This window comes from Nocardioides bruguierae (assembly GCF_023656415.1).
GTDB lineage: Bacteria > Actinomycetota > Actinomycetes > Propionibacteriales > Nocardioidaceae > Nocardioides > Nocardioides bruguierae.
In genome coordinates this window covers 70,842-85,230 of sequence record NZ_JAMOIL010000001.1, presented here as the reverse complement: position 1 = coordinate 85,230, position 14,389 = coordinate 70,842, and the positions used below count along the sequence as shown (strand labels likewise).

Sequence of the window (14,389 nt, the reverse complement as noted above, 5' to 3'; positions counted from 1 at the left end):
CGAAGCCGGTCCCGTTCGACCCGGTGCCGTGACTAGGAGTCACGCCCACCGTCGACGCCACGGACTGCAATCCGTCGCGTCCTGCGTTCGAAACGAATCGGCCCCCACCGAGCTGCAACTCCGCGGGGGCCTCGTTCCCTCGAAAGGGATGCAATGTCTGAGACAGAAGGTACTACCCCTGCGCTCTCGAGCGCTAGCCCCACTCCCCTGGTTCAGTGCCCGCCCTGGTGCCGCTTCGAGCGCGGCCACGGCTGGGACTCGATCGACCACAAGGGCGTCCAGAGCGCCATCCACGGCGGCCCGACGTTCGGGCTCGTCTCCTGCGGCGCCGAGGAGCGGGAGGACAACCCTGGCTTCCTCGACTTCGACAGGGGCATGTGCGTGGCCCCGGAGTCCTGGGACCTCGACATCACCGGCCTGGCGCTCCTGAAGATGGACGTCGAAAAGGCGCTCGAGTGGGTCAAGGAGCACCGCGGCGCCCCCTGGTGGAGAACCGTCCCGAACCCGCCCTGCTGGGACGGGTGCACCACCGAGCACACGATCGGGGAGTTCAACGCCCGAGGCGTCCTCGTGTGCGCGCACGTCATCGGCAACGACTCCTTCGACGGCGGTGACGACTGGACCTGGGACGTCGAAGTCCAGGGCACCACCATGGAGGCTGGTGAACCCGGGACGTACCTACACGAGGTCGGGACGATCTACGCGGAGGGCTTCCAAGGGGGCGCCGAGATCGACGAGGCTCGCAAGATGGCCGAGGCACTCGTCGCAGCTGTGGCCTACGCCGATCAGCACCCCGGCTTCAACGGCGTCGCCGAGGTGCAGGCATGAGCGCCGAACAGGTGGAGCCCGGTGCCGTCTCGCTCGACTCCGGCGGCGACAGTCGGAAGGCGACCATGCACAAGGTCTGGTCCGACATGCGCGACCTGCCCACGCACCCGGCACTGTGTGGGGCGATTCTGACTCCGGGCAACCGCGTCCCGACGACCTCGCTGACGACCACCGAACTGCGTCCCTGCAAGCGCTGCGAGACGATCTGGCTCGAGCTCCAGTTCGCGTGGAGCGACGACTGAGCAACCAGGTGTTAAGTCCTTAACACCTGTCTCACCTGAGACACCTGTAAAGCCCTTTACACCTGTCCCACGTGGGACACCTGCAGAACCGCCCCAGCCGGAATCAACGGGCTGGGGCGGTTCTGCGTGTCAGGTGCGACCTACGGTCGCGCGGGCCGGTGGGTGAGCCACGAGAGCAAGTCCTCACGCAAAATGCGCGGCGCTCGGCCGACCAGGTACGCCGGCAGCTCCTGCTTGTTGATGGCGTCGCGGATCGTCGACTCACTGAGGTCAGTGAGGATCGCAGCGGTCTTGACCGAGTAGGCAATGGGACTCGATTCGCACACCGGTCACATGGTGCCTCAGAAGGGCGTGCGAACATGCTCCTGTGAACGCCACGCCAGGCAGCAGCTCCGATCTGCCGGAGATCTCCACGGCACGCGAGGTAGCCGCGTTCTTTGGCTGTCAGACGCGCAAGGTCTCCGCCCTGGCGCACGAGGCCGGGGTCGGCGCGCAGCTCGGCGGTCGCGCCGGCTGGCGCTTCACGCGCAGCGACGTCGACGCCATGTGGGAAGTCATGCGACCCAAGCCCCAGCCGGCCCTGCGGCGACGGCGGCGTCTCCGCTGACTCTCCGGGACGAACATGAGGTGTTACCTCGGGTAACACCTCGGCAGAAGCTTCCGTGGGGCTTAGGCAGCCCGTGCGCTGACCGGTCTCGGGTCCGTTCAACGCACGGGCTGTGAGGCGATGCTAGACGACCAATCCCCCGGGGCAGAGTTGGCGCCATGACCAGCGCCCGGAACCGCGCCATCGCTCGAGCGCTGCGAGAGCTCGCCGACGCCCTTGAGCTTCCAGTCGAGCCCCAGCAGGACCAGTCATCCTCAGATCCCGGTCGCGTAGGCGACAGGCTCCTATATGACCTACCCACAGCTGCTACGAGGCTCTCCCTCTCGGTCCGCGTGATCGAGCAGCTGGTGGCTGCCGGTGAGATCGACAGCGTGAGGATCGGCCGTCGGCGGCTGCTCCGGTCCGAAGATCTCGCGGGTTACGTGGATCGTCTATCTCGGCCATGACGGCCGGGCGTTGCGTGCTGCGCTGAGCGGCGTCTGACCCCGCCCCAGATCTCCGTCCGCGCGTAGTTGGCCATGCGACGACATGCCGGGGCCTTAGGGCCTGATTGCGCCGGCCGTGACGCGGAGGGAGGCGCCGTTGACGGTCTGGCCGGCCTGGAGCGGGGCAGAGACACGTCATCCCCGGCCTGATCAACTCAGACCGGGGATGGGGAGGGCGAATGGGGTTAGACCCCACTCACGCCGGCATGAGGCGTCGATCCTTGATCCCTGTGCTGACGCCGTCCGTCCCCTGCGACACAGTGAGGAAAGACTCCAGGTCAGGGCGGATCAGACGGAGGAGGTCCACCACGTCACTGTGAACGTGGAACTGAGACACGAGCTCGGCAAAAGGAAGGGCAGCAGACTGCTCGAGCAACTCGATGCCCACCGCTACTCCGAACTCATCTACGTCAACGAGGATCTGCTCGTTGAACTCGATCGTGTCCGCCACCTCGTCCGCCGATAGGCGGATGTAGCCAGCGTCGATCCCGGGGTCAAGCGTGATGATGATGCTCATGGGGTTCCTTTCCACGCTGCTGACTTAATTATGACTGGAGTCTGCTCGTTGACGTACCCGGGGGGCAGAGTGAAGACCTTGAGAGTCCTTCCGTTCACACCCGGCCCGATGTACGTCACGCTCGGCTTACTTGGATCATTGACCACTTGTCGGTGGTTGCGGATCGCGTTCTCGATGTCTTGACGCGATATCTTGCGCTCGGTCATCCGTTCGGTGGCATGACCCTGGCGGATGTCTAGGATCATTCGGCCGGCTGTCCGCCTAGCTGAGCCTCGAATGCTAGCCGCTTCGTCAAGCCCTCGTTCGGCAGCTCGACCAGCACTTCGTACAACCCCGCCTGCAGCAACGGGATTCCCATGTCGATGGCGAACAGATGCCCGACGTAGCGCTCTGGACCGTAGGGCCGAGCATCTGGGCCGGCCACCAGATCGATACCTGCCACGATCTCGAACGTGCGTCCCGGTCCTCGAGCCGTCACCCGCATGGGGATTGGGCCCTCGTCCATGGCACCTCGGATGCGGCCAGCGACTGCCATACGACGCTGGGTCGGGAACCCATCGGCCACGACGAAGGTCCAGGAAGCTCCAACGACCGTGAGAGTCCCCTGCGACTCAACTTTCGCGTAGTCGGCCACGAAGGCGTAGTCAATGCTGGCCATGCACGCAATCTAGCCCCGGCGGCCGGCTGAGGGTCGAGAATGACCACGACTCGCCGCCTACGTCGCGAGCCCATCGGCCCCGACTTCTGGGGTGCCGATCGGCGCGTCCGGTTGGTCGCCTGCCTGCGACCGGACCTTCAGAGCCGGGCTGACCCCTAAGTGCCCCGGCTCGAACGCCGACGTTTCTGGAAACAGCGACGACCCAGGCGAGTGACGGTGGGACTCCCCAGTCGCAGCGCGGCCATGGTGTCGGCGGTACGGGCTAACTTGCCCGGATGAACCTAACGAACGATGACTGGGGCCGTCTCGATCTAGCCGACGAGGCAACCTTGTCCGAGCCGCCGGGTGAGCTGTACGCGGCGATGCTGTGGCTGCTCGGTGACGAGAGCGCTGCCGGCGCGGTGACGGCACGTGTCGAGGGCGATTCGACAGCCAAGTGGACGTGCTGGGTCCTTACGGACACCCGCCTGTTGCGCGGCGAGGCGACGGTCGCGGACGACTTCGGGCGGGACACAGTCGGAGGTGTTGCGGCGCGATCGTGGCCCTTGAGCGAGGTGAGCATCAGGGTGGACGCTGCCATGGACGTGACGAGGCGCCACCAGACCGACTCGGTCTTCCTGCTGGACTTCACGATAGAGGTCGATGGGCACCTACTCGAGCTACCCACCAGGCAGGTGAGGGAGACGATGCGCATGGCCAGGGAGCGGTTCGCCGAGGAGTTGAGAGACCGCATCCGCCCAAGCTGACGTCGGAGATGAGTCCTGGGCCGGATTCGCGGACCATCGGGGCGGGACCACCGTTAGTGCAGGCCCACTTGCCTGGATCGCCCACGCACGGCTGCTCGTCCTGGCAAGGTTCACCGCATGGACCTCCCTGACGGCGCCAGCCGCTTCCGCACTCCGCTCGAGCAGGCCATCAGGGATGCTTCGATCGTCGGCCTCATTATCTCTATCGTCCTGGCCTTCCTCGTGGTTGAGGGGGACGCGGTCCTGATCGCAACGGCAGTCGTCTTCGGGACGACCCTGCTTGGCTCACGGGCCTACGCGCGGCGCGCTGACCTGCTCTTTGCGGTAGAGCTTGCGCTGGACGACGATGAGGACGAGGAGACTCAGCCGGCATGACCGAAGCCGCCGTGGGTGGTCGTCATCGAGTGCGTCCCTTCATGGCTCGGCGCATCCCTGCGGCAGCCGCCCCGTTCACGCCCTGCACGACGCGCTCGGCGTTGTCGCGGCTGGAGGTGACCGTGGCGGACTTGAGCTGCTTGACCTCACGGCGGAGGCCGCGGACTTCCTGACGCAGCTGCTTGGCCTCGGGGCCGTAGACCGCACTGCCGGCTGCAGACCCGACGCTGGACAAGACGCGCTCGCGACGGTCGTAGAGGCGCCCGTACTGGCCGATCTGGCGACGGCTCATGCCGGCGTAGCGCTCGGTCGTAGCGGCGCCGTCGGCGAGCACGGCCTGGAGAGCGTCACCGCGTAGGCCCTTGCGGCGCAGGGTGGCGATGTCCTGCTTCATGCCGCGACCGGTGGCGATGTCGCCGCGCAGGGTCGCGAGGTCGCCGCCGCCCCAGCCTGAGGATGAGAAGAGCTCTGAGGCCAGGCTGCCGCTGACGGTCCCAGAGAGTGCGGAGGCGTTCTGCCGGACGTCGGAGAGGCGGGCCGTGGTGCTGTCCAGGCGCGCGGTGGCCTTGTCGAGGGCCGGCGCGATCCGGGCGAGCATAAGGTCACGGCGAGCCTGGGCCAGATCGTTCTTGGCGATCAGGCGCTCGAGGCCCTTGAGCTGGTCGTCGCCAGTCTTCTCCAGCGAGCGCTGGATCTGCCGGATCGACTGGATGAGTCGCAGTTGATCGCCGCGGGACTCCAGGCCGCCGCGCAGCCCGCCCACAGTGGCGCCGTCGGCGGCGTTGTTGATGGCCTTGAGCAGTGGCCGGTGCCGGTCGGCCTGGCCTCGGCGGTTGGAGATGACCTCCTCGCCGGGGGCAAGCATGTAGAGGTAGCGGTCGCCGTAGGGCTTTCCGTCCTTGGGGACCGTGGACCCGTCCGCAGAGACCGGCACCGGGCCGAAGCCGGGGGTGGAGGCGTTGGTGCCGCTGGTGGTGACGCGGACGGTGACCGTCTTGTCCTTGAGGTTGTCGAGCTTGGCCTGGGTCGCGTCGAGCGCAGCCTGTGCAGCAGCGGCCTCTGCGTCGATCTTGATCAGGCGCTGCCGAGGGATGGCGAGCAAGTCGTCAGCGAGGCCCTGTGCCTGCTTGCGGGGCACGCCCATGGCCTCAGCGGTGTCGATGAACGACTTGCGGGCTTCCTTGTAACGCTCGACGTTGTTGCGGACCGCCTTGTCCTGGGAGTTCCAGGCGTCGGCAAGCTCGGACAGCGCGGACCGGTTCTCCAGGACCTTGTCGCTGTTGCCCTTGATGCCGGCGCTGTTCTCCTTGGCTGCCGCGGTGGCGTCCTTGAGTGCCTGGCGCCAGCGGGTCTCGGCGTCGAAGGCCGAGCGCGCGGTGTCGCGCTGCTCGAGCATCGCGTCGATCAGGTTGCGGATCTCGCGCGCGGAAGAGCTTGCCGCGTCCTGGGCCTGCTGGAGCTGCGAGGTGTAGGTGGCGGTGTCGTCCTCGGCCAGGGCGGCGGAGTTCGCGGCACCGTCGAGTGCCTCCTGGTACTGCGGCAGGATGCCGATCAGTGCCTCGGTCTGCGCCTCGGAGAGGCCCTGAGCGTCGGCGAGCTTGCTCAGCGAATCGGCGGCGACGTCGGCGTGGCCGGAGGTGACGAGACCGGCCAGGGCGGCGTCCAGGCTGTCGACCTCGGCCTCAGCCTGGCGCAGGGAGCTGGACTTCACGAAGGAGCCCTCGAACGGGGTCATCATGAAGTCGGAGAACGCTTCGTTGGCGCCCTTGTCGGTGATGCGTCGGATGGACTCGCCCAGGGAGTCGTACTCGCTGGACAGCGAGCTGACCTGGCCGTCGTTGAGCTTGAGCAGCTGCATGGTCAGGGCGTTGATGCCGGGGAGCGCCTCGTCGGTGGCCTCCTGGATGGCGCGGATGCCGGCCGATGCGGCACCGAAGACAGCGAGACCGGCACCAGCACCTGCCAGGCCCTTCATGGCCTTGGTGGTCTTCGTGCTGCTGCCACCGAGGTCGACGATCGCCTGACGAGTGCTGACCACGGCGTTGATCGTGCGGGCGCCGAACCATGCGGCCCCTCCGACGAGGGCGGTGATGCCGGCCAGGCCGACGAGGGCGTCCTGCACGGGCTTGGGCAGATCCCCGAACGCCTGGGCCACGCTCGAGACCCCGTCGGCCAGGTCCGCGACGATCGGCAGCAGGGTCTCGCCCGCGTCGATGCCGGCGTCCTTGATGTTGTTCCAAGCCACCGTGACCTGGGACTCGGTGGTGCCGGCGCGCTGGGCGTACTCGTTGATGAGGGCCGTGTTCTCGTCCCACGCCTCCGCGGACAGGCCGAGCGCGTCGGTGAGCTGGTCGCCAGCACCGGCCAGGCGGAGCATCACCTGGAGGTTCTGGGTGCCCTTGATGCCGAGCTGGCTCAGGACGGAGACGACGTTGCCGCCCGAGTCCTGGATGCCGCCGAGGCCCTGAAGGAAGGCGTCGAGGGCCTCGATCGGGTCGCCGCGCCACGAGGCAGCGAAGTCCTCGGCCGACATGCCCGCCACCTCAGCGAACTGCTGGGCCTGCTTGCCGCCATCCATGACCGCGGTGTTCATCTCGATCAGCACGCGCTGCATGGCGCCGCCACCGAGCTCCGACTGGATGCCGAGGTTCGCCATCGCCGAGGACAGGGCCAGCACGTCGGACTCGGATGCACCGATCAGCTTGCCGGCGCCCGCGACCCGCTGGGCCATGTTGACGATGTCGGCCTCGGTCGAGGCGCCGTTGTTGCCGAGCGCGACGATGGTGGCGCCGATCTCGTCGACGCTGTCCCCGGTCGACTCCATGACGTTCATGAACTGCGCCAGGGAGGTCGCCGCCTCGTCGGCGGTCAGGTTCGTCGTCTCGCCGAGCTGGATCATGACCTCGGTGAAGGAGGCGATGTCCTGCGTGGCGACGCCGAGCTGACCGGCAGCCTCGGCGGTCGCGGCGATCTCCTCGTGGGTGGCCGGCATGGTGCGGGCCATCTCGCGCAGAGACTCCTCGATGGCGTCGATCTCGGCCGCGCTGCCGTTGACCGTCTTCCGCACGCCCGCGAACTGGCTTTCCCAGTCCATCGCGGCCTTGGTGGCAGCGACGAGACCGGCAGTGAGGGCCAGGGACGCCTTGCCAGCGGTGTCGGCCAGCTGCGTCATGCCGGCGCGCATCCGGGCGCCATCCTTGTCCAGCGCCGTCAGCTTCTTGCCGAACTCGTCGACGTTGCGGCCGGCAGTGGTGAGGCCGGCGCGCAGGTTGTCGAACTTGCCGCGGAACTCGTAGGAGAAGGTCCGATCAGCCATGCTGCGCCTCCTGCCGGTCGGCCTCGACAGCGCTCAGCAGATCCTCGAGACGTCGGTAGACCCCACTGACGGGCGCCGCTCCGATCGCGTCGGCCAGTTGGAGGCCGGTCTCCACACCGGAGCGGAACCCGTCCACGATGTGCGGGCCGGACTCCACCAGAGACGCCAGAGCCTCCAGGAGACGGCGCTGGGCCAGGTCGGTGTTCTGGGATGCCTTCACGGTGCCGCTCCTCAGAAGTACGCCAGGGACGAGGACCCGGAGCCGGGCTCGGCAGCCTTGGCCTGGGCGTTGATCGAGGACCAGCTGTCGGACTGCAGCTCGGCCGGCTTGAGACCGGAGATGGCGACGGTGAACCCGAAGATCGCCTCGCCGCTGTCGGCGCCTTCGACGTTCCACAGGCGCTGGATCGGGGTCTCGAGGTCTGGCCGGTCGTCGGCGAAGGCGTTGACGACCTCGGCGTGCCGCTTGCGGACGGCGACCTCGGCGACCGCCCGGGCCAGCACCTCGTCACCGGACCTGGTCGCCCGGCTGAGCAGGTCGAGCAGTTCCTCCTTGCCGTTCGCGCTCTCGGCGCGGTCGGAGGCGTCTCGCCGCGAGATCGCGAGGCTGGCGGCGTCACCGGGGAGCCCGGCGGTACCGAACACACGGCCGGCGTCGACACGCTCGGACGAGGACGCGGTACGCGCCAGAGCAGCCAGGTCTTCGGTGAGCTGTCGATCCGCGCGGGCCGCCTCCACCGCGAGCACCCATCGCCGGTACTCCTCGGTCCTGGTCTGGTCCGAACGCACACGCTCGTAGGCACTCCGTGCGGCGCTGAGACGCTTCTCGACGATCGCTTCGGCCTCGGCCTTCTTGCCGGCGCGAAGCAGAGCCCGGATGGCTTCCTGTCGGTTCACTGGTGACTCCCTGGTGCTCACGCCGCACGGGCGGCGTTGAAGTTTTCGAGTGCTTCCCGGCTGATCCGCCACCGCCCGGCGACCTGCTCGGCGTCCAGGCGGTCCTCGCTGCACGCCAGGCGCACACCGCGTTCCCCCATACCGAGGCGGTCGGCGGCCTCGGAGACCGTGAACCACTCCTGCTGCTCCAAGCCTGTGGCCGCTTCCGCTGAGTCACTTCCGACTGCCGCGGTCTGCGGAAGCAGTGCGGGATCGAAGGTCATCGCGACCCGACGAAGGTCCAAGAGCTCCTGGGAGACGGCCTGGTGCTGACCGTCTCGGAGCCGCTGACGCAACGACGAGACCCTGCAGATCCGCTCGAGCCAGTAGGCGGTCTCAGCGGAGATGACCACCGCTGGTCCTTGCTCGCCGACGATCATCCGCGGCGCCTCGCCCCCGAGGTGACGAGCGACTTGTTCCAGTGCTCGGCCTCGCACTTCTGTGAGCAGAACCGCCGGTTCGGCGCGTGTGTGTGCATAACACTTCCGCACATCACGCAGGCCATTTCCCTCTTGGGTCGGGGCGTGTAGGCCATGGCCCCTCCTGTGGATATGGCTCTGTGTGTGCGGCTTGACTTAATCCCGCAGTCCTGAGTGACCCCCACCCCCGGGGCCTCTCCCCCAGGCCCGTGAGAGCAGCTCAGGCAGCACGACCGGCCGGCCAGCAGGTGGAGCGCTTGGCACCCCGACGGCGTGGCCTCGCACGAGGAGCAGAGCGTGCTCACGCGGCCACCTGCTCACGTCGGCTGGACGAGCGGCCTTGGGCTTGAGTCGTCCGGTCACGACCGCCGTAGACGCCCCAGGTCTCGCCCTGGGCGTCGGCGTAGGCACCGCAGAGCTGGACCAGCGGGCAGGCGGCAAGGCAGTAGCCGGCAGCGGCGTCACGCTCCTCGTCCTCCTCGGAGACGAACGGGTCGGGGTCACGACGGCACGGGACCGGCAGCCCTGCCTCCCCGAGCTCGCGGGCGAAGTCCGACAGCGTCCGCCACAGCACCAGCGCGTCGGGCTGGATGAGGTGCGAGGTGGGAGTCATCGGCCCACCTCGCTCGGACGGACGACGGTGCCAACCTCGCCAGTGATGCTGTCGAGCACGGCCACGACGTGGGTCAGCACGTCCCGGTAACGGTCGGCCGGCACCAGCAGCTCGCCGACGGCGCCGTCCATCTCCTCGCGCAGGAGCACGGCCAGGTCGGTGCAGCGGTGGGTGAAGCAGGTCCAGTCCTCACGGCACGAGCACGTCGGTGCAGCAGCGCGGAGACGAGGAGTCAGGTCGAGCACGGTCGCGGTCATGCGGTCCTCCGGGAAGCAGGCGTGAAGTTGGCGCAGTCGCTGGGGCACAGGTGAGGCCACGAGTGCCACTGGCAACGGGTGACGGGAGGAAGCGGCAGCGAAGAGGACTCGTCCCCGTCGTTGCTGCCCTCGTGGCGGTCCGCAGTGGTGCCGACCTCGGCGCTGGATGCAGCGGAGCGAGGCACCCATCCGGCCTCGCCATCGGCGACGGCTTCCGCCTCCGAGGTGGGTGCCCGTCTGGGCTGGGTGGGTTCCCTATAGGTAAGGGGGGACATGGTGTCCCCCCTTGAAGTGGGGTCCTCGGGGCCGTAAGGGGGGACAAGGTTTCTCGCCCTAACCGGGTACGTTTTGTCCCCCCTTACGAGAAGCATCTGAAAGCAAGCTGGTCGTCCGAACGTGCCGGTGGACCGCTTGCTCAGGACGCCCTTGGCCTCCAGTCGCTGCATCAACTTCTTGGCGTTGCTGGGCGAGGTGTGCAGTGCTCGAGCCAGGTAGTCGTAGTGCAGGGAGAAGTTGCCGCGGACGTCGATCCCGGCGCTTCCCGGGCGTCTGATGCCGTCGACGTACTCGGCCGGCAGGTGCAGGACGACGAGGACGAGGACCCGCTCTGCGTTGCTGAGGTCCGGGTTCGCCATGGCGGCCACGAGCAGGCCAGGACGACGGTCGGTCACCTTGTTCATGCCGCCACCGCCTCAAGCGCCTCGACCTCGCGCAGAGCTCGCAGGACCATCCCGCGTGCGGTCTCCCGGTCACCGGTCACGGCGATGTCGGCAGCGCGCCGGCAAGCACGGGCGATCTGGTCCATCCGTCGCCAGCGGGCCGAGAGCATCTCGTCGGTCGCGGCACCGTTGAAGTCATCCGGCCGCGGCTTGGCGTCCTCGAACGCGGCAGCACGACGCAGCCAGTAGCTCGCGGTGCCCTCGGCGAGCGCATCCAGGAGCACCCGGGCGCGGAAGTCGGCCACCTGGGCCTCGAGCGGGCTCACCAGAGACCACCCTGCTCAGCGCTAGGGGTGTCCACAGTGTGTACGCCGTCGGCGGCGGCCGCCTGCCGGATGGGGTACGGCTGGCGTACCCCATCGGGCAGGCCAGGGGTACACACAATCGCGTGCCCCTTGTCGGCATCGTCATGGTCACGGACGGCGACCTCGTACCGACGACGCTCAGCCTCGGCCATGACGTCGCGAGCGGTGCGCTCGGAGACCGAGAACGCGCGAATGGTGCCGATCCACACCGGCTTACGGCCAGATGCCTCGTGGATCAGCGAGAAGGCACCGGGGCCGGCGATCGTGCTGCGGTAGCCGTCCAGGACGACCGTGAGTATGCGGCTCATCGACCCACCGCCTGCTGGGCAGCGCGGGCTATCCGCGCTGCCTCTCGTCGGCAGGCGAGCCCGATTCCGGCGGCGATGGAGTCAGGCGACCAGATGCGATGTCCGCAGACTCGGCAGCGAACTCCCGCGGTGGGTGCGGCGGTCCCGGAGACCGCCGCACCATTCATGCCGCCCCCGGAGACTTGCATGGCTTAGCCAGTTCGGCCTGAGCTTCGATCCACATCTCGAAGGGAAGGCCGGTCGGTGCGACTGCACGCCGGTAGTGACGAACAAGTGATGAGACCTTGCTCGGTGACAGCGTCACCTCGAGCGTCTCAAGTTGAAGATGAGCGGCCCGGATGAGCTGCTCGACGGTGCGGCCTTGGTCAATCGGCCGCAGCTGGGGAGAGGACTGGCGAGTCATCCGTCTCCGTGAGGCGTAAGCCTCAGCCTCAGCCGGCCTGCTCGAACTGGGCATCGATCCATTCGAGGACATCCGCCTCGCGGTAGACCACGCGACGCCCGAGCTTGGCTGATCGAGGGCCGGATCCGCAGAACCGCCAGTAGCGGAGGGTGCTCTCGGGGACGCCGGTGAGCGTCGAAACTTCATCGATCCGTAGCAACTTCGTGGAGTGGCTCAACACAATCACAACCGTTCGTTGGTGGTCATCTACGATCTGATGTTGACATGAGAGTTGATCCTGCGCAACCAGGCTGTAGACGTGCACCTACAAAACGTTGTACGGTTCGTTGGTGACCGATGGGAATCAGCGAGGACTGTGGGAGCACCACTTCGCCACGAACTTGGCGCGACTTCGCGAGCGAGCAGGCATGACTCAAACCGACTTGGCGCGCGTTCTGCAGACTCGGTATGGACTGCGGTTTCACCAGCAGACCATCCAGCGCATCGAGGCAGAGACGCGGCCGATCAGGCTCGATGAGGCTCACTGTGTCGCGGACGTGTTCGACGTGAGCCTTTCGTCGATGACTTCCTACATGGAAGCATCGGACCAGGCCCTTCAGTTGGGCGTTGACCGAGTCCGCAGGAGTTGTCGCCGGCTATTCGAGAATCTCACTGAGGATGGGCTGGAGCTCCTAGAGGCCATCGACCAGCTGACATCCGACGTCTTCTCGCGGGACCAAGGCCAACTAGAAGATTGGGCTCCGACCCCGATGGAGGCTTGGGCCCTGGTGTGGCTCGGCAGCACGAGCGACGTGATGGGGGATCTACTTTCGGCGCGGGACGAGGCGGCCGAGCTGGCCGGTGTGCCCGACGGTGAGCGCGGATTCCCCTCCGACAGCCTCGATCTCGTTGGAGACACGATTGAGCGGCACTGGGAAAAGTCGCTCAAGCAGTGGTCAAACCTCTCGACCGCCGATCTGATGAAGGCGGTGCCCGCCGATGGCCAGCATCGCGAAGCGTGACAACGGCAGATGGCGCGCCCGGTACCGTGACGAGGCCGGCAAGGAGCACGCCCGGCACTTCGACCGGAAGGTGGATGCGCAGCGCTGGCTCGACCAGGTCACCGCGACGGTGGTCAATGGCGAGTACGTCGACCCTCGCGCCGGACGAGTGACGTTCGAGCGGTACGCGCGGCAGTGGCAGTCCGTCCAGGTGGCAGCCCGGAACACCGAGAACATCAACGACAACGCTCTCCGCGTGCACCTGATCCCCAGGCTCGGCCCCAAGCCGATGGCGACCATCCGCCCGACCGAGATCCAGTCGATCGTGAAGCAGCTCGAGATCCAGGGGCTCAAGCCGGCGACCGTCCGCGGGATCTACCACGTGTGCACCCAGGTCTTCCGCGCAGCCGTTGATGACCGGGTCATCTCGCGCACCCCGTGCTCGCGCATCAAGCTGCCGCCCCTCGAGGACGCACCGGTGCACGTGCCGACCCCGGACGACGTCGCGAGACTGATGGACGCCATGGAGCCGCGCCACAGCACACTGGTGGCCTTCCTGGCCGGGAGCGGGCTCCGCATCGGGGAGGCGCTCGGCCTCATGGTTGCGGACGTCGACTTCCTGCGGCGCACGGTCTCGGTCGAGCGCCAGAGGTACCAGAACCGACAGCTCGGCCCGCTCAAGTCCAAGTCGTCGCGTCGCATTGTTCCGCTGGGGCAGTCCACGGTGGACGCGCTCGCTGAGCACCTGACGTTGCACCCGTCATCCGAGGCCCTCTGGACGGACCCGTTCGGAGATCCGCTCGCCTACCGACCGTGGCGGGGAGTCATGGCCCGTGCCAATGCCACGGCTGGCACCGACTTCGGGAGTCACAGCCTGCGGCACTTTTACGCATCGGCACTGATCGCCGGCGGCGCCTCCGTGAAGCAAGTGCAGGAGCGGCTGGGGCACTCCTCCCCCGTCATCACGCTCGAGATCTACGCGCACCTGTGGCCGGGCGACGACGACCGCACCAGGTCGGTCATCGACGCCGCCATGATGTCGGTTGCGGACTCTCTGCGGACTCGCCGTGCAGCCCAGTAGCGTTTCCGCAGGTCAGGACTTGGCAGCCTTGGCAGCCGCCTTCATCTCCTTCTTGTGGTCGCGCACCTTCTGCAGGGACGCGCCGTCGACGACGTCCGCCACCGACCGGTAGCCCTGCTGGGAGTAGTCGCCCACGACCTTCTCCCAGCCCTCGGGGGCGGCACCGAGCTGCTTGCCCACGAGCGCCACGAAGATCTGGGCCTTCTGCTTGCCGAACCCGGGCAGCGCCTGCATGCGCTTGAGGAAGTCGCGACCGTCCGCGGCCTCCGTCCAGATCCGCTCGGCGTGGCCGTCGTACTCGTCGACGACGATCCGCGCTACCTCCTGCATCCGGGTGGCCATGGAGCCCGGGAAGCGGTGGATCGCCGGCTGCTGGGCGCAGAGCGAGGAGAACTCCTCGGGGTCGGCGTCCGCGACGGCCTTCGGGTCGAGCGAGCCCATGCGCTCCGCGACCTTCGCCGGCCCGCGGAACGCGTGCTCCATCGGGTACTGCTGGTCGAGCATCATGCCGACCAGCAGGGCGAACGGGTCATCGGTGAGCAGCTTGTCCGCGGCGGCGTCGCCGGTGATCTGGAGGGCCATGGTGCGATCTTC

The 14,389-nt window shown here is 67.6% G+C and carries 24 protein-coding genes; 8 read left to right on the top strand and 16 right to left on the bottom strand.

Going from position 1 to position 14,389, the window contains the following annotated elements:
- Positions 1-153: 153 nt before the first annotated feature.
- Entirely contained in the window at positions 154-828 is a 675-nt protein-coding gene (locus tag M8330_RS00455; RefSeq protein WP_250825730.1) for a hypothetical protein, read from the top strand.
- Positions 825-1,070: a hypothetical protein gene (locus M8330_RS00450; protein ID WP_250825729.1), complete on the top strand. Its 246-nt coding sequence runs from the start codon at positions 825-827 to the stop codon at positions 1,068-1,070. Before M8330_RS00455 ends, M8330_RS00450 begins: the two co-directional genes overlap by 4 nt.
- A gap of 140 nt (positions 1,071-1,210) precedes the next feature.
- On the opposite strand, the gene M8330_RS22645 is transcribed toward M8330_RS00450, so the two are convergent.
- Positions 1,211-1,396, bottom strand: a complete 186-nt coding sequence (locus M8330_RS22645) for a helix-turn-helix domain-containing protein (protein WP_372490067.1) — start codon at positions 1,394-1,396, stop codon at positions 1,211-1,213.
- Positions 1,397-1,437: 41 nt separating this feature from the next.
- Between M8330_RS22645 and M8330_RS00445 the strand changes: the two genes are divergently transcribed.
- Together M8330_RS00445 and M8330_RS00440 are read left to right on the top strand one after the other, a co-directional pair.
- Positions 1,438-1,677 carry a helix-turn-helix domain-containing protein gene (locus M8330_RS00445; RefSeq protein ID WP_250825728.1) on the top strand — a complete coding sequence of 80 codons (240 nt, stop codon included), beginning with the start codon at positions 1,438-1,440 and terminating at the stop codon, positions 1,675-1,677.
- Positions 1,678-1,835: 158 nt separating this feature from the next.
- On the top strand, positions 1,836-2,123 hold the full coding sequence (locus M8330_RS00440; protein WP_250825727.1) for an excisionase family DNA-binding protein: 288 nt from the start codon (positions 1,836-1,838) through the stop codon (positions 2,121-2,123).
- 235 nt (positions 2,124-2,358) lie between these two features.
- Here M8330_RS00440 and M8330_RS00435 read toward each other — a convergent pair whose 3' ends face one another.
- Genes M8330_RS00435 through M8330_RS00430 form a run of 3 tightly spaced genes read right to left on the bottom strand, consistent with a single transcriptional unit; the run spans position 2,359 to position 3,337 of the window.
- The gene (locus M8330_RS00435) at positions 2,359-2,679 is read right to left on the bottom strand and encodes a DUF2283 domain-containing protein (RefSeq protein ID WP_250825726.1); all 321 of its coding nucleotides are present in this window, start codon (positions 2,677-2,679) and stop codon (positions 2,359-2,361) included.
- The gene (locus tag M8330_RS22640) at positions 2,676-2,924 is read right to left on the bottom strand and encodes a DUF4258 domain-containing protein (RefSeq protein ID WP_372490066.1); all 249 of its coding nucleotides are present in this window, start codon (positions 2,922-2,924) and stop codon (positions 2,676-2,678) included. The genes M8330_RS00435 and M8330_RS22640 overlap by 4 nt, the downstream gene beginning before the upstream one ends.
- Positions 2,921-3,337, bottom strand: a complete 417-nt coding sequence (locus M8330_RS00430; RefSeq protein ID WP_250825725.1) for a DUF6941 family protein — start codon at positions 3,335-3,337, stop codon at positions 2,921-2,923. Before M8330_RS00430 ends, M8330_RS22640 begins: the two co-directional genes overlap by 4 nt.
- Before the next feature lie 275 nt (positions 3,338-3,612).
- On the opposite strand from M8330_RS00430, the gene M8330_RS00425 reads away from it, so the two are divergent.
- Together M8330_RS00425 and M8330_RS00420 are read left to right on the top strand one after the other, a co-directional pair.
- A complete protein-coding gene (locus tag M8330_RS00425) occupies positions 3,613-4,083 on the top strand; it encodes a hypothetical protein (RefSeq protein WP_250825724.1) in 471 nt (156 codons plus the stop codon).
- 117 nt (positions 4,084-4,200) lie between these two features.
- Positions 4,201-4,458: a hypothetical protein gene (locus M8330_RS00420; RefSeq protein ID WP_250825723.1), complete on the top strand. Its 258-nt coding sequence runs from the start codon at positions 4,201-4,203 to the stop codon at positions 4,456-4,458.
- Positions 4,459-4,480: 22 nt separating this feature from the next.
- On the opposite strand, the gene M8330_RS00415 is transcribed toward M8330_RS00420, so the two are convergent.
- The 11 genes from M8330_RS00415 to M8330_RS22265 form a co-directional block, all read right to left on the bottom strand.
- A complete protein-coding gene (locus tag M8330_RS00415; protein ID WP_250825722.1) occupies positions 4,481-7,774 on the bottom strand; it encodes a phage tail tape measure protein in 3,294 nt (1,097 codons plus the stop codon).
- Positions 7,767-7,994 carry a hypothetical protein gene (locus tag M8330_RS00410; protein ID WP_250825721.1) on the bottom strand — a complete coding sequence of 76 codons (228 nt, stop codon included), beginning with the start codon at positions 7,992-7,994 and terminating at the stop codon, positions 7,767-7,769. Before M8330_RS00410 ends, M8330_RS00415 begins: the two co-directional genes overlap by 8 nt.
- Positions 7,995-8,005: 11 nt before the next feature.
- Positions 8,006-8,671 carry a hypothetical protein gene (locus tag M8330_RS00405; RefSeq protein WP_250825720.1) on the bottom strand — a complete coding sequence of 222 codons (666 nt, stop codon included), beginning with the start codon at positions 8,669-8,671 and terminating at the stop codon, positions 8,006-8,008.
- Between the two features lie 17 nt (positions 8,672-8,688).
- Positions 8,689-9,090 carry a helix-turn-helix domain-containing protein gene (locus M8330_RS00400; RefSeq protein ID WP_250825719.1) on the bottom strand — a complete coding sequence of 134 codons (402 nt, stop codon included), beginning with the start codon at positions 9,088-9,090 and terminating at the stop codon, positions 8,689-8,691.
- A 340-nt stretch (positions 9,091-9,430) separates the two neighbouring features.
- Complete coding sequence (locus tag M8330_RS00395) at positions 9,431-9,742, bottom strand: WhiB family transcriptional regulator (RefSeq protein WP_250825718.1); 312 nt, start codon at positions 9,740-9,742, stop codon at positions 9,431-9,433.
- The gene (locus M8330_RS00390) at positions 9,739-9,999 is read right to left on the bottom strand and encodes a hypothetical protein (RefSeq protein ID WP_250825717.1); all 261 of its coding nucleotides are present in this window, start codon (positions 9,997-9,999) and stop codon (positions 9,739-9,741) included. The genes M8330_RS00395 and M8330_RS00390 overlap by 4 nt, the downstream gene beginning before the upstream one ends.
- Positions 9,996-10,679, bottom strand: coding sequence for a hypothetical protein (locus tag M8330_RS00385; protein WP_250825716.1), 684 nt, complete (start codon positions 10,677-10,679; stop codon positions 9,996-9,998). The genes M8330_RS00390 and M8330_RS00385 overlap by 4 nt, the downstream gene beginning before the upstream one ends.
- The gene (locus tag M8330_RS00380; protein WP_250825715.1) at positions 10,676-10,984 is read right to left on the bottom strand and encodes a hypothetical protein; all 309 of its coding nucleotides are present in this window, start codon (positions 10,982-10,984) and stop codon (positions 10,676-10,678) included. Before M8330_RS00380 ends, M8330_RS00385 begins: the two co-directional genes overlap by 4 nt.
- Positions 10,981-11,331 carry a hypothetical protein gene (locus M8330_RS00375; protein WP_250825714.1) on the bottom strand — a complete coding sequence of 117 codons (351 nt, stop codon included), beginning with the start codon at positions 11,329-11,331 and terminating at the stop codon, positions 10,981-10,983. Before M8330_RS00375 ends, M8330_RS00380 begins: the two co-directional genes overlap by 4 nt.
- Positions 11,328-11,498, bottom strand: coding sequence for a DUF6011 domain-containing protein (locus M8330_RS22635; RefSeq protein WP_372490110.1), 171 nt, complete (start codon positions 11,496-11,498; stop codon positions 11,328-11,330). Before M8330_RS22635 ends, M8330_RS00375 begins: the two co-directional genes overlap by 4 nt.
- 264 nt (positions 11,499-11,762) lie before the next feature.
- Positions 11,763-12,038: a helix-turn-helix transcriptional regulator gene (locus M8330_RS22265; RefSeq protein ID WP_250825713.1), complete on the bottom strand. Its 276-nt coding sequence runs from the start codon at positions 12,036-12,038 to the stop codon at positions 11,763-11,765.
- Between the two features lie 25 nt (positions 12,039-12,063).
- Between M8330_RS22265 and M8330_RS00365 the strand changes: the two genes are divergently transcribed.
- Complete coding sequence (locus tag M8330_RS00365; protein ID WP_308196213.1) at positions 12,064-12,735, top strand: helix-turn-helix transcriptional regulator; 672 nt, start codon at positions 12,064-12,066, stop codon at positions 12,733-12,735.
- On the top strand, positions 12,713-13,795 hold the full coding sequence (locus M8330_RS00360) for a tyrosine-type recombinase/integrase (RefSeq protein ID WP_250825711.1): 1,083 nt from the start codon (positions 12,713-12,715) through the stop codon (positions 13,793-13,795). Before M8330_RS00365 ends, M8330_RS00360 begins: the two co-directional genes overlap by 23 nt.
- Before the next feature lie 12 nt (positions 13,796-13,807).
- Here the strand turns inward: M8330_RS00360 and M8330_RS00355 are convergent, their stop codons facing one another.
- Positions 13,808-14,377 (bottom strand): HhH-GPD-type base excision DNA repair protein, encoded by a 570-nt coding sequence (locus M8330_RS00355; protein ID WP_250825710.1) that lies wholly within the window; start codon positions 14,375-14,377, stop codon positions 13,808-13,810.
- Positions 14,378-14,389: the final 12 nt, after the last annotated feature.